Below are 14,250 nucleotides of genomic sequence, written 5' to 3'. Positions count from 1 at the left end.
GCTACGAAGCAAAAATGACAGAAATGTTTTACAAATATGTAGTTTTGATTTCAGAAATATGACAAACAGATTACAGCCCATTGGGACTGGGCTAGCGACTAGGTGAGAGCAGTAAATAAATCAATTTATTTACTTTCAAAAGCTTAACCGTTTGGACAAAACACAATATAAACGATTATTTGAAGGTAGAACAAGTTTTATTTGTGGCTTCTTTATCAAAAAAGATACTAATTTCGGCTAAAGTCACACCAAATTTTTTCATGTAGGAGCGATTAAACAGTCGATATTGATCGAGTTGGTACATCCAATCGTCAAGAAAAAATTCGTAGCTAGTATCACCAACAGCGACATTGAGGTAATACTGCCACTGAAATGCCATACCTTGCGATTGACCACTGGCAACGCCATCAACATCGTCGGCGGTCCCCGTCACGATACCAGAAGGCAGCTTTTCTAAACGCCAGTGACGACTTGAACGCTCACCATCGGCAAAATAAAATTGTTCATATAAATCGCCACGATTGCCTTGCCACTGGCCATTGAGCTCAACGCAAAAGCGCCGGGTTAATTTGCGATTGTAATCTTGTACTATACCCCAAGCGACCAGCTCGCCGTTAAAATATTCAGCGATATCGAAGTTGGGAGTAGTTTCTTGATACTCCTCGATATGAGTTGTGCAGCTAGCGAGCAAAAAAACAAACGTAATTACCGTGAATATGTCAGTTATATGACGAAGTTTCATTCACTTGCTCCTTTATTTGTTGAACGCGCCTTACTTGCTGACTTTGTAGGTTGGCCGATAAGTTCCGCTCTAAGCTTCGGCTCACTGGTGTTAGGCGATAACCAAATCGCCAGGAACATATCGCCAAAGACTCTGCTGCGCGCTGATCCAATTGCTTGACCGTTAAAATAGAACTGACTAGTGTCTTGATCAACGACAATGCTGAGCTGCTGCCCTTTTTTAATATCGGGCCATACCTCAGCGAGCCAAGGTAAATACTCTTGGTACTGCTCAGCTGAGTAATTTAAGTGTTGCCACTGCTTTTCGGTATTGTCGACTAAGTCTTGTTTATCAATATCGCGTAAATAGGTGATTTCAAGCTGTTTGGGATAGCTATCTTCATCATAGTCTCCGGTCAGTGTTAACAAACGGCTGTCATAGACTTTCCAAAATAATACCGAAAAGCGAACACGACCAACTTCCTGCCACGTCAAAGTTTCCAATACCTTCCCTGCCGACGATTGGTCAACCGCATCGGTTGACATCAAAATATTAGGCTTATCTGTCATAGCGCTTCCTTGATTATCTGCGTAACTCGTTGGAGTCGGAACTATCAGCATAATTAACACTAATGCGGACACTATCGACATTGACACGTCATCAGCTAAGGTTTTATTGGTCGAATTCATTAGTCGCTGTGCTTAAGCTATTAATAAGTATCATTACGAGCCAAGGTCAGGTTCGGATTACCAAGTTCTTACAGTTGGCGCGGCGAGCTTGTCGTCAAGATAACGGCTCAACCAGAAAAATAACGGCAGTAAAATTGCCCACAACAAAGCTAATATCGCAATAACTGTTGGTAGTGACCAGCCAAAGCTAACCGCACCGAGCTTCATGCCGGCAAAGTAACTGAGCGGCCCTGAAGTTGCCGCCAGTATTGAGGCGAGTAGTTTTTTTTGTTGCAAAAAAGCGAGACTATGACGCAACGTCGCGCAAAAAAATAACCACAAGCACATTAGCCACCAAGGGATAATCGCAATACCTAGAAATTCGATTTGCACGTTTGAGGTAAACTGGTAACCACCTAAATTGAAAATCAGGGTATCTGCAAAAATACCAATCACACTGGCAACTGCGATTAAACTAAGTTCAGCTAATGGTCTTTGTTGTAAAAGCAAATGAATCGCTAATATCGGCAACAACCAAAGAGCCGCATGGTTTCCTGCTAAGACAAGTGCAAACCACGCACCTTGAAACATAAGAATATTCAATAAATTTTTCATAAGCTTAGATAGCAAGCCTTGAATAACCGTTGTTGTGTTAGACGTTTTACGGGTATTGGCTGACGACAGTTCAACACCAATCAGCTTACTCACGCAAGAGAAATGATAAGACGCTGGTTGCCTCGGATAAATTGTGGTACAAGAACTACAACCTCAGTTTGTTACCAGAGCGCCAATGCCACAGCAACTCGATCAAGTTATCCATCAACTCAATCAAATCATTCTAGGTAAAGAAGATAAAATAAAATTAGCACTGGCTTGTGTTCTTGCCAAAGGCCATTTGTTAATTGAAGACTTACCCGGCATGGGCAAAACTACCTTAGCCCACAGCTTGGCACACAGTTTGGGGCTTAGCTATCAGCGCATTCAGTTCACCAGTGACCTACTGCCCGCCGACGTTATTGGCGTCAATATTTATCAGCAAAACGATAACAGTTTTAGCTTTCATCAAGGGGCTATTTTCAATCAAATCTTACTCGCTGATGAGATCAATCGCGCCAGTCCAAAAACTCAAAGCGCGCTGTTAGAAGCGATGGAAGAAGGTCAAGTCAGTGTTGATGGCACTAGTTACCCGTTGCCAACACCGTTTTTTGTCATTGCCACTCAAAATCCGGTTTACCACGCGGGCACTTACCCACTGCCAGAATCTCAGCTTGATCGCTTTACAATGCGTATTACTATGGGCTTTCCACCGCTGGTTGCTGAACGGGCAATGTTAACTCATCAGCAACAGCGCATTGATTATCAAAGCTTGAGTCACTGTTTGAGCTCAGAAGAACTGCTCAAGATGCAAAACGCGGTGCAAGAGGTTCATAGCTCAGCAGCGATTATCGATTATATCTTAGCTTTGACTAGTGCGACGCGCCGCGCAGATTTTGCCGGTTTGCCACTTTCTCCACGAGCGGCAAAATCATTGCTGAGCGCAGCCAAAGCATGGGCGTTTATCGACAATAGAGACTTTGTTTTACCAGAAGACGTTCAGGCCGTATTTGACGCGGTTGCCAGTCACCGAATCGACGGCGAAAACCATCACTTGGCCAATAACCAAAATACGCCGTTATTTGCCCAGATCCTCAATCAAGTTGACGCCAATAACCTAACATTTGATTAATTTTCTTATTAGATAACGACAATAGCGATGGCATTCACTCAGCTCAAAAGCAAATGGCAAAAAAGCATGAATGGTTGGCTCAACCAACGCATGCCACCTGCCCACAAACAAGAGCTCAACCACAAAAACATCTTTATCCTACCGAGCCGATTCGGTGTTGTTTATCTCCTATTTACCGTTGTTTTGTTTTTACTGGGCACTAACTATCAAAACAATATCATTATTTTATTGAGCTTTTTACTGGCAAGTATCTTTGTTACTGCCATGCACCACAGCTTTTTCAATCTTTCTGGGCTAACGGTTAGCAGCTATGCAAAGCCTCACTGCTTTGCGGACAAGGCGAGCCAGCTCTCGATTGAGTTAACGACCAGCAAACCTAGGTACCACCTCAGTGCTCAATTTGATCAGCATCCAACAACTAGTCACTGGCATTGCGCTAAAGGCAGTAATGACATTACGGTGCCGCTTTATTTTAATCGACGCGGTTTAGCGCCACTAACTCGACTCAAAATTGTCAGCCAATACCCACTTGGACTTTTTACCACATGGACTAAACTCGATCTCGATTTAACCGCAACTGTTTACCCGAGCGTTAAACAACTGGCCAGTCACTACAGAAAAGACGATAACAACCGACAAGTTAGTGAAGATGACAACAACGCCAACCAAGTTTACGACCACCAACAAATGGAAGAATTTTTACAGCTAGCCCCATACCAGCAAGGGCAATCTCTGGCTCATATCGCATGGAAACAAGTAGCAACAGGTCAAGGTTGGTTTAGTAAGCAATACGGCGCGCCGCAAAGCGATGACATTTGGTTAAGCCTAAAGCAGATACCGATTGGCGATATTGAAGATAAACTCAGTTATTTGACCGGCTTAATACTCGACTACGATAAACAACAGCAAGCCTTTGGTTTACAGCTAAACAATGAAACTATCGCGCCAAACCACGGCTCACAGCACGTTAAAGCCTGTTTAACGGCATTGGCAAAATACTAGTCAACAGTAAACAGAGAGCGTTATTAACACTTATTTGAGGACTTCGACTCTTTGATATGCTCACTAAGCGGTAAGCGGGCAACAAAAATTGCTGGCGGGACAATTAACACCAATACCAGAGCTTGCCAATACCAGTGCTGAAGTCGATAACACGACCAAATCAGCGCCAGTAACATGGTCAACAACGCGATACGCTTGGCCCGCTTGGGAATGCTGCGGTGGGCGCGCCAATCTCGAATCATTGGGCCAAAAATACGATTACTCAGTAGTTTGTCGTATAAATACGGGGATGATTTAGCAAAACACGCAGCCGCGACCAGCAAGAAGGGCGTTGTTGGTAAAATCGGTAACACTACGCCCAGTATTGCCAAGCCAACAAAGAATAAGCCAACTATTTTAAGTAACATCTGCCAAGTCTACTTATTTTGTTCTTGTTGTTTCACTTGGTGCCAAAACTGATCGAGAGTTGCTAAGTCATGCTCGCGAATATCTTTACCAGAAGCCTCTACTTGTGCTTCAACACCGTGAAAACGACGAGTAAATTTTTGATTAGCCGCCCTCAACAAAGCCTCGGGATCGTGTTTAGCGTGACGACACAAGTTAACGACCGCGAACAGCAAATCTCCTAATTCTTCGCCGAGTAAGGTTTGGTCACCGTGGACGTGCTCTTTAACTTCTTGCACTTCTTCTTCAATTTTAGCGAAAACGTCATCTTTATTGTCCCAATCAAAGCCGACATGAGCGCAGCGTTTTTGAATTTTATTGGCTTGAGATAAAGCCGGTAAGTTCTTGGGAATATCCGCTAAGACACTCAAGTTTTGCCTTGGGTGTTGACCTTTTTGGTGCTTGCTAGCACGCTCTTTGGCTTTTTCATTTTCCCAATTGCTTTTCACTGCCGCTTCGTCGGCAAAGGCTTCACTTGCAAATACGTGAGGGTGGCGACGAATTAACTTTTCGCAAATCGCAGCAACAACAGAATCAAAATCAAAGCGCTTTTGTTCTTGTCCCAATTGACTGTAAAACACCACTTGAAACAATAAATCGCCAAGCTCTTTTTCAAGTTCGCTAAAATCACCTTGTTCGATAGCATCGGCAACTTCGTAAGCTTCTTCCAGTGTATGTGGCACTATGGTCGCAAAGGTTTGCTTTAAGTCCCACGGACAACCGGTTTCTGGGTCGCGCAGCTCAGACATAATCCAGCGCAGCTTTTCCATTGACGGCGGCTGGTTAATTCCCTTGCTAATGTGCTCAGCACATTCAGTTGTCTCTACACGGGCTTGTTCACCATTGGCACGGGTTAGTGATTCACTCATAGTCTTTTTACTTCAATTACATCGTCAAGTTGCAATAACTTATTAGTTAACTTCGCCAAAGTATCAAGGTGCACCAATTCAAGCTTGATACTCATTCGCGTTACTTGTTGGCTGTCTGTTTTAGTCTCTAGCCCGAGAATACTGATGCGATCGTTGGCAATAATACTCGACACATCGCGCAATAAGCCTTGTCTGTCGTTTGCGATAATTAAAATCGACAGCTGATATTTCTGTTGGTTTTGTTCGCCCCATTGCACTTCTATTTCACGCTCGGGCTGCTGGCTGAGCAAATGCCCGAGCTGCTCACAATCTTGACGGTGCACGGAAATACCGCGTCCCTGCGTAATAAAACCAAGAATATTATCGCCCGGTACAGGCTGGCAACACTGAGCCACGTGGGTTAGCAAATTGCCGACACCTGAAACGGTAATACCGTTTTTATCAACTTTTTGTTGATTATTCGTCGGTTTAATAATTTCTTCTGGTGCCAGTTCTACCGGTGGTTTGTGCTTGTCATCTTGCTGCTGCAAGAAATTAAGCACTTGCTGCAAACGCGCATTGCCCGAACCAATAGCTGCGTATAAATCAGCAACTTGACCAACATTGAAACGCTTTGCCGCCGCCAGCAAATCAATTTCGTCTAAATCTAGCTTAGCCAGTTCAGCCTCGAGCTGTTCTTTACCACTGGCAATGTGCTTGTCGCGATCCTGTGATCTAAAAAAGGTCTGTACTTTCGAACGTGCTCTAGCGCTGTGAATATAACCCAAACTCGGGTTTAACCAATCTCGACTCGGATTGGGCTGTTTACTGGTAAGAATTTCTACTTGTTCACCCGTTTGCAGCTGATAGGTAAACGGCACAATACGGCCAAAAACCTTAGCACCGATACAGCAGTGGCCGACATTTGAATGAATATAATAAGCAAAATCGAGAGGTGTTGATCCCGCTGGCAAGTCGATAACATCACCACTTGGCGTAAAGACATAAATGCGATCTTCAAAGACCTGACTGCGAAGCTCGTCAAGAACCTCACCACTTTCGCTAACATCTTCTTGCCATTGCAGGATTTTTCTCAGCCAACTGATTTTCTCATCAAAGCCGCTGCTTTTACCCGATGCACTGCCCTCTTTGTAACGCCAATGGGCGGCTACACCTAGCTCGGCATCATCGTGCATTTGTTGGGTACGAATTTGCACTTCAACTGCTTTGCCTTCTGGTCCTAAAACAACGGTATGAATCGATTGATAACCATTGGCTTTTGGCGTTGCGACATAATCATCAAACTCTTTTGGCAAATGCTGCCAATTGGTGTGGACAACCCCTAAGGCACTGTAACAATCTTGTAGCTGGTCGACGATAACCCGCACCGCGCGAACATCAAAAAGTTGCTCAAAGCTCAGGCCCTTTTTGTGCATCTTTTTCCAAATGCTGTAAATGTGTTTTGGTCGACCGTAAACTTGCCCTTTGACGCCAACATGAGCCAGTTGCGTTGATAAACCATCAACAAAATCAACCATATACTGTTCGCGGTCAAGGCGCTTTTCATCGAGTAGCTTGGCGATTTTTTTATAGACCTCTGGGTGCAGATAGCGAAAGGCAATATCTTCAAGCTCCCACTTTAATTGACCTATCCCTAAACGATTGGCCAATGGTGCGTAAATAGTTTCCGTTTCTTTCGCCGCCAGTACTCGCACGTCTTCACTGTCGTTTTTCACTTGTCGTAAATAGCACAACCGCTCAGCGAGTTTAATCACCACAGCTCTAACGTCTTCAACCATCGCCAGTAACATGCGCCTGACGTTATCTATTTGGTTTAAGCCACTTTTTTGCTGCGAAGCAACACTATTAGGCGATGGACGAAGCGCTTTGATCGCTTCCATTTGCTGAACACCTTGGCACAAGGCGTAAACTGCAGGGCTAAAGTCTTGCTCAACATCCGCTAAGGTCAGTAATTGACTCTCGAATAACGGACTCAAAAAAGCGGCAACAAGAGCGTCTTTGTCGAGGTTGAGCTCGGCGAGGATCTCAACCATTTCGAGTGCTTTGGCTTGCGCTGCTGGCGCTTGGGCAAACGCACTTTGCGTTCGCTGCCACACGCTTTCTAATGCTTGCTGTTTAGCTTGGCCAAGAACTTGCGCACTGAGCCATTGTTCGAAATTTGTTTCAGAGATCAAATGTGACTGACGCACAGAAACCATTTACTTCTTCCCTAGTCGATATACCACTGCACTTGATTGCCAACCGTGAATGAGGCAATTAATTATGAACTTGGTAAGAACAATACCATAGTTTCAACGTGCTTAGTTTGAGAAAACATCTCAACAAGGCCAATTTTTTTCATCTGATAGCCCAAGTTTATTAATGCATGGCTATCGCGTGCTAAGGTTGCTGGGTCACAACTGACATAAACAATACGCTCAGGCTTTAATTTAGCGACTTGCTCAACAGTTGGCAGTGCCCCAGCTCTGGCTGGGTCAAGCAATACCTTATTGTAGTTTTGTTGTGCCCAAACCTGCTCAAGCCAAGGCTCGTGTAGGTTGGCTTGATAAAACTGACAGTTGTTTAACTGATTGCGCTCGGCGTTGGCTTTCGCCTTATCAACCATAGCGCTAACGCCTTCAACACCCACCACTTGGCTGACCTGTCTTGCTATCGGCAAACTGAAATTGCCCAAACCGCAAAACAAGTCTAATACGGTGTCGTTTGGTGCAAGTTCAAGCCAATCGAGCGCTTGATTGACCATGCGATCATTGGCTGCTTGATTAACTTGAATAAAGTCGTCACTCGCAAAGGCTATCTCACTGTTGTCTGGCAGTAAATAACGCAGTGAAACAGGTCTTGTTAATGGTGTTATGGCGTTGCCATCGTCAATTAAAATTGCATAGTCATGCTCAGTTGAAAACACTTGCCAAAGCGCTTTATCAGCGCTATTCATTGGTTTTAATTGTCGAACTACCAGCACTTTCTGCTCGGTCGCAATAACCTCAATATGGCCAATACTTTTATCCGTACTAAGCTCTCCAATAAGCGCTTTTAGGTGTTTAAATAGCTCTGAGAGTTCGGGCAGCAGCACAGGACAAGCGTTGATGTTAAGTACTCGGTTAGACTGTTTTGCGCGAAAGCCAATAATCGCTTGCCCTGATTTTGCGTATTGAATACCAATACGCGCTTTGCGGCGATAATGCCAGCTATTCACTTTTACTGCACCTTGCCAAGGCAATTGCTGTTTCACTTGGCTACGAGCAAATAGGTTGGCAACCTTTTCTTGCTTGAACTGTAAATGCTGGTTGGCGTCTAAATGTTGTAAATCACAGCCACCGCATTCAGCAAAGTGTTGGCATTGAGGTGTTACTCTATACTCACTCGCTTTTTGAACCGCCAGCAAATTCGCACGTAAATACTTAGACTTTTGCTCGCTGATTTTAACCTTCACTTGCTCTCCCACGAGTGCACCGTCCACAAACAAGGGCTTGTTTTGATAACGAGCAACACCTGCACCGTTCAAATCGAGTCGAACAATGGTGACCACCGCAGATTGACCAATAAGTGCTTGTTGTTTCTTTGCTTTATAGAAGTTAACCACAGGTATTCCAGTATATTGCTTTATTCCAGTAGATAACCAGAGAGATAGGTTCTAATTTACTAGACGATATGACATTATGAGAGTTGGCCGTCATTCTACACTATTTATTATCAAGCCATATAAAAAAGCATGCAAAAAATCAGCCTAAAAGATTGGGTTATTTTACTTACCATTCTCCCGACGACGCTTATCGGTTTTTCAATTGCCGGCTACTTCTCCTATAGCCGTTTTACCGAACTCAATGACTTTCTTACCGAGCGTTCGCAAAGCATCATTGAACCACTCGCTATTGCAAGTACCGACCCGATTATTTATCGACAGCGGGAAAAGTTGCGCCACATTATCGGCTTTGCCCATCGCAATCACGCAACCATGATCAAAAGTATCGCGGTTTTTACCAAAGACAACCAAGTTTTTATTACTAGCGCTTACCACGGCGATACCAACTTAATGCGGCTGCGCGCAGGCCAGCAAATTCCCGCCAGCACCAGCTTTGAAACAACTGATGACTACCTGATCTTTCGCACGCCAATTATTAATGAAAACAGCTTATTTCAGACCAATAACGACAATTCTGGGCCTGAAGTCGTCGGTTATATCGCGATGCAAATAGACCGCAGCAAGATACGCTTTAACCAACAAAGTCAGTTGCTTGTTGCTTTTAGTATTGTCTTACTCGGCTCGCTATTGAGCGGTATTTTCACCTTTAAGCTGATTCAAAATGTAACTCGGCCAGTGAGCTCTATGGTGCAAGCTGTTGACCGAATTCGCGAAGGCAAACTGGAAAGCCGGGTTAATGGTCAACTGATTGGCGAGCTTAACTTTCTGAAAAATGGTATCAATGCGATGGCGCAATCGCTTGGCGATTACCACGATGAAATGCAGCGCAGTATTGACCAAGCGACCATTGATTTACGCGACAGTCTCGAACAGTTTGAAATTCAAAACGTTGAGCTCAACTTAGCGAAGCGAAAAGCACAAGATGCTAACCGAGTAAAATCTGAGTTCTTAGCTAATATGAGTCACGAGTTAAGAACGCCGCTTAATGGCGTCATTGGCTTTACCCGCCAAGTGTTAAAAACGCCACTTAATGACACCCAGCGCGACTATATTCAAACCATTGAACGCTCGGCAAATAACCTACTTGCCATCATCAATGATATTCTCGATTTTTCAAAACTCGACGCGGGCAAAATGATTATTGAAAACATCCCGTTTACCTTGCGTGATTCTGTGGATGAAGCCATTACCTTACTTGCACCAAGCGCCCACAAAAAGAACATTGAGCTTTCGGTGCGCATTGCGCAGCACCTGCCAGACTCGCTGATTGGCGATGCCATGCGCATTAAGCAAGTACTGACAAATCTGGCCAATAACGCCTTGAAATTTACCGAAAAAGGTTCAGTAACCGTCGATATTGATAGCGAGCACATTGATAAGCAGTCGGTGGTCATCAAGGTCACGGTCAGTGACACCGGTATCGGCATGAATAGCGAGCAACAAGACGCAATTTTCGAAGCCTTTGGTCAGGCCGATAAAAGTATTACCCGGCTCTACGGCGGCACTGGGCTAGGCCTCGTTATTTCACAGCGATTAGCGCGCGAAATGCACGGTGATATTGGCTTTATCAGTGAAGGGGGCCGAGGTTCAACTTTCTGGTTTACCTTCCAGTGTGAAATTAATCCGTTGCAAATGGCTCAATTAGAAGCGCCGTTGCCTCTGAAAAAGAAACGCATTCTATACTTTGAAACACAAACTCACAGCCGCATTGCGACCAGTGAAATTTTGCAAAGCTGGCAAATGGATATCACACCGGTAACCACTTTAGACGAGCTTAGTTCTGCCCTCAATAATGAACAACAGCGCTTCGATTTAGCCTTGATCAGTCACGATGTCAGCCCAACTGCCGTAAGTGAATTAAAAGAACTGGTGACCTTAACCAAGTCTAAAATAGATAAAGTTTATTTAGCCATCAACAGCAACTCGCCAAGTCTACAAGAGTTACTAGTCGCTGGCGGTGCCAATGCCTGTTTGAGTAAACCGCTCACTCGCGCTAAATTGCTCAAAGCCATGCTCGGACAAAACAATCATCAGCCACAGGAGCAAGCGGATAATGGCCAGGCTAAGGTACCGATAAAAGTATTGGCGGTTGATGACAACGAAGCAAACTTGAAACTCATAAAAGCGCTGCTGCTTGAACAAGTGAACGAAGTTGTTACCGCAAGCCATGGTCAAGAAGCGGTTGAATACTGCCAAAGTGAAAAATACGCCCTGATTTTTATGGATATTCAAATGCCAACAATGGATGGCATTAGCGCACTCAAAGCAATTAAAGCCGAAACCTTTAACGACGATACCCCGATAGTCGCAGTTACCGCTCACGCCTTAGCAGGAGAAAAAGAAAAACTGCTACAACTTGGTTTTAGCGCCTACATTACCAAGCCAATCGACGAAGCGATGCTGCACCACACCATCTACGAGTATTGCGATCTCGATTTATTTATTAGCCCAGTTATTGAACAAGTGATAGAGGCAACACCTGCGCCGCTGCTGGAAGATAAAGAAGTCAAAACTAATGCCCAGAACGGTGAAAATAGTCAAGCCGACCAGATACCCCCAGATATTGTCGATTGGCCGCTTGCTTTGACTCGAGTGGGTAATAAAGAGCATATCGCTGAAGAGATGTTTGCGGGCCTTATTGCAAGCTTACCAACCTATCGCTTCGACATTGAACAAGCCATTGAATCAGATGACAAAAACGAAGTAAAACGCTTAGTACACAAGCTCAACGGTGCCTGTTGTTACACGGCGGTGCCCAATTTGAGTAAAACCCTAAATGTTATTGAAACCTCATTAAAACAAGAGGCATCATTAATCGATGTTGAACCTGAGTTATTTGAACTAGAAGAGCACGTTAACCAACTGCTTAACCTAGCACCGAGTTTGATCGAGACATTTAGCCACATCCCAAATGACTAAACTAAATAGTAGATAGGAGTAGCGCTAACACCGAGTGAGACGTGAAAAGTTAAAAGATCAGCGCTACTTTATAAATAAGCTTAGCTAAGCGCCCTAGCGCATATCAATGCTTGGTTGGGTATCGATTTCACCATCAATTGAAATGGTCGCAAGCCCTGTATTACAGGTCATTACCGCAAGGTTATTACTACTTTGATAGCGAACAAAGGCAAGTTCATAGCCGAACTTAGCCAAACTGCTCGCCGAAAATTTTTGAGCAAGGGTGAGTTTATCCCACCAAATAGATTTTTCAGGCTCCGGCCCACGGCGATCCATTTCATGCCCATTATTTTGCTCAACAATAGACTGCTTTCGTGACTGCATAACACTTTCCATTAGCAAATTTTATCTAGATATTCTCAGTATAATTAAAGAAGGTTAAAGAAGCGAATTATTGTCTTGAGAAAATAAGGCAGCGTTTGAGTTATCCATTTGAACCGAGCAATAAGTAGATAGAGACATTAAGTTAGTTCAGTGATTGAACCATAGTGGATTCAAATGCTTCAACAACAAAAAAGCCTGCTCGAGAGCAGGCTTTTAAACATCAAAACTGAAGATAACTCCTCAAATATTTTATTCCGCTAGCGGACGCATATGCGGGAATAAAATCACGTCTTTAATGGTTGGTGAGTCGGTAAACAACATCACTAAACGGTCAATACCAATACCTTCACCAGCTGTTGGTGGCAAACCGTACTCAAGAGCACTGATGTAATCTTCATCAAAGTGCATAGCTTCATCATCACCAGCATCTTTCTCTTCAACTTGCTTGCTAAAACGCTCCGCTTGGTCTTCAGCGTCGTTAAGCTCAGAGAAACCGTTAGCTAGCTCACGGCCACCAACGAAGAACTCGAAGCGATCAGTGATAAACGGGTTTTCGTCATTGCGACGAGCAAGTGGGGACACTTCCCACGGGTATTCAGTGATAAAGGTTGGCTGGTCAAGCAAGTGCTCAGCAACTTCTTCAAAGATTTCACAAATGTACTTACCTGGACCCCAAACTTTGGCAGCATCGCCTTCTTTAACGTGAACCTTTTTAGCCAAGGCTTTGATTTGCTCAAAGTTGTTTTCTGGGTCGCGCAGTGCAGCTTCGTCTTCACTAGTAATAACACCGTCTTGGGCGTATTTTAAAATCGCATCAACCATAGACAAACGCTCAAATGGCTTACCAAAGTCATAGAACTTCTCTTCTACTACTTCACCATCGGCATTTTTTACTGTGTTACGAATCACTGATGAGCCCATGACATCTTCAGCTAGCGTGCGCAACATGTCTTCAGTTAAGTTCATCAAGTCATGGTAATCAGCATAGGCTTGGTAGAATTCAATCATAGTGAATTCAGGATTGTGACGCGTTGATAAACCTTCGTTGCGGAAGTTGCGGTTAATTTCAAAAACGCGCTCAAAACCACCAACTACTAGACGCTTCAAGTAAAGCTCAGGGGCAATACGCATGTACATTTGTACGTCTAAAGCATTGTGGTGAGTGATAAATGGCTTCGCCGTTGCACCACCAGGAATGGTTTGCAACATAGGTGTTTCCACTTCCATAAAGTCGCGCTCGCTGAGGAAACGACGAATGCCGTCAACAATTTTTGAGCGTACTTTAAAGGTCTCACGAGTTTCTTCATTGATGATCAAATCAACGTAGCGCTGGCGATATTTAGTTTCAGTATCCTGCAAACCGTGGAATTTTTCTGGCAGTGGACGCAGTGACTTAGTTAACAGCTGGTACTCGTCCATATTCACGTATAAATCGCCTTTGCCCGACTTGTGCAAAGTACCAGTAACACCAACGATGTCACCAATATCCAAAACACCGCCTAAGTTGGCTTTAATTTCTTTTTGTACGTTTTTGTCAGCATAAGCTTGGATGCGACCAGTCATGTCTTGTAACACCAAGAACGGACCGCGTTTTGCCATCACACGACCAGCAATGCTGTACTTTTCAGTTTCAGCTTCAAGCGTTTCTTTGTCTTTGTCACCGTGCGCAGCTTGTAAATCAGCTGCATAGTGTTTTCGGTCAAACTGGTTTGGATGGCCGTTGGCACTGCAGTTTTCGCGAATTTGCGCTAATTTGCCGCGACGTTCGGCAATCAATTTATTTTCGTCTTGCTTGGCTTGGTCTGTCATTTTCAGTCTCAAACTTGGTTAGTAAACAGCTACCCCAGATGAACTGGACTAGCTCGGTAAAAATATCACTTTTTATATTGGCTTAA

Annotated in this window: 12 protein-coding genes; 3 read left to right on the top strand and 9 right to left on the bottom strand. The window is 44.1% G+C overall.

Annotated elements, in window-relative coordinates; genetic code table 11:
• Positions 1-175: 175 nt before the first annotated feature.
• The 3 genes from J7384_RS06945 to J7384_RS06935 form a co-directional block, all read right to left on the bottom strand.
• Positions 176-742, bottom strand: coding sequence for a DUF3833 domain-containing protein (locus tag J7384_RS06945; protein ID WP_209112438.1), 567 nt, complete (start codon positions 740-742; stop codon positions 176-178).
• Positions 739-1,290: a chalcone isomerase family protein gene (locus J7384_RS06940; RefSeq protein ID WP_209112436.1), complete on the bottom strand. Its 552-nt coding sequence runs from the start codon at positions 1,288-1,290 to the stop codon at positions 739-741. The genes J7384_RS06945 and J7384_RS06940 overlap by 4 nt, the downstream gene beginning before the upstream one ends.
• 177 nt (positions 1,291-1,467) lie before the next feature.
• Positions 1,468-2,097, bottom strand: a complete 630-nt coding sequence (locus J7384_RS06935) for a DUF2878 domain-containing protein (protein WP_209112434.1) — start codon at positions 2,095-2,097, stop codon at positions 1,468-1,470.
• A gap of 40 nt (positions 2,098-2,137) precedes the next feature.
• On the opposite strand from J7384_RS06935, the gene J7384_RS06930 reads away from it, so the two are divergent.
• Together J7384_RS06930 and J7384_RS06925 are read left to right on the top strand one after the other, a co-directional pair.
• Positions 2,138-3,115, top strand: a complete 978-nt coding sequence (locus tag J7384_RS06930) for a MoxR family ATPase (RefSeq protein WP_348523850.1) — start codon at positions 2,138-2,140, stop codon at positions 3,113-3,115.
• A gap of 66 nt (positions 3,116-3,181) precedes the next feature.
• Positions 3,182-4,117, top strand: a complete 936-nt coding sequence (locus J7384_RS06925; RefSeq protein ID WP_209112432.1) for a DUF58 domain-containing protein — start codon at positions 3,182-3,184, stop codon at positions 4,115-4,117.
• A gap of 23 nt (positions 4,118-4,140) precedes the next feature.
• Here J7384_RS06925 and J7384_RS06920 read toward each other — a convergent pair whose 3' ends face one another.
• The 4 genes from J7384_RS06920 to rlmD form a co-directional block, all read right to left on the bottom strand.
• Complete coding sequence (locus tag J7384_RS06920; protein WP_209112430.1) at positions 4,141-4,524, bottom strand: YbaN family protein; 384 nt, start codon at positions 4,522-4,524, stop codon at positions 4,141-4,143.
• A 9-nt stretch (positions 4,525-4,533) separates the two neighbouring features.
• Positions 4,534-5,430, bottom strand: a complete 897-nt coding sequence (gene mazG, locus J7384_RS06915; RefSeq protein WP_247741673.1) for a nucleoside triphosphate pyrophosphohydrolase — start codon at positions 5,428-5,430, stop codon at positions 4,534-4,536.
• Positions 5,427-7,628, bottom strand: a complete 2,202-nt coding sequence (gene relA, locus J7384_RS06910) for a GTP diphosphokinase (RefSeq protein WP_209112428.1) — start codon at positions 7,626-7,628, stop codon at positions 5,427-5,429. The genes mazG and relA overlap by 4 nt, the downstream gene beginning before the upstream one ends.
• A 62-nt stretch (positions 7,629-7,690) precedes the next feature.
• On the bottom strand, positions 7,691-9,013 hold the full coding sequence (gene rlmD, locus J7384_RS06905; RefSeq protein ID WP_209112426.1) for a 23S rRNA (uracil(1939)-C(5))-methyltransferase RlmD: 1,323 nt from the start codon (positions 9,011-9,013) through the stop codon (positions 7,691-7,693).
• A gap of 129 nt (positions 9,014-9,142) precedes the next feature.
• Between rlmD and barA the strand changes: the two genes are divergently transcribed.
• A complete protein-coding gene (gene barA / locus J7384_RS06900; RefSeq protein WP_209112424.1) occupies positions 9,143-11,992 on the top strand; it encodes a two-component sensor histidine kinase BarA in 2,850 nt (949 codons plus the stop codon).
• A 93-nt stretch (positions 11,993-12,085) separates the two neighbouring features.
• Here barA and J7384_RS06895 read toward each other — a convergent pair whose 3' ends face one another.
• Together J7384_RS06895 and lysS are read right to left on the bottom strand one after the other, a co-directional pair.
• A complete protein-coding gene (locus tag J7384_RS06895; protein ID WP_209112422.1) occupies positions 12,086-12,355 on the bottom strand; it encodes a hypothetical protein in 270 nt (89 codons plus the stop codon).
• A gap of 249 nt (positions 12,356-12,604) precedes the next feature.
• Positions 12,605-14,164 (bottom strand): lysine--tRNA ligase, encoded by a 1,560-nt coding sequence (gene lysS, locus J7384_RS06890; protein WP_209112421.1) that lies wholly within the window; start codon positions 14,162-14,164, stop codon positions 12,605-12,607.
• Between the last annotated feature and the right edge of the window lie 86 nt (positions 14,165-14,250).

It is taken from the genome of Endozoicomonas sp. G2_1, from assembly GCF_017744155.1.
Classification (GTDB): Bacteria; Pseudomonadota; Gammaproteobacteria; order Enterobacterales; family Alteromonadaceae; genus JAGHQT01.
The sequence above is the reverse complement of the archived record's forward strand: the minus strand, read 5'-3'. Positions and strand labels throughout refer to the sequence as shown.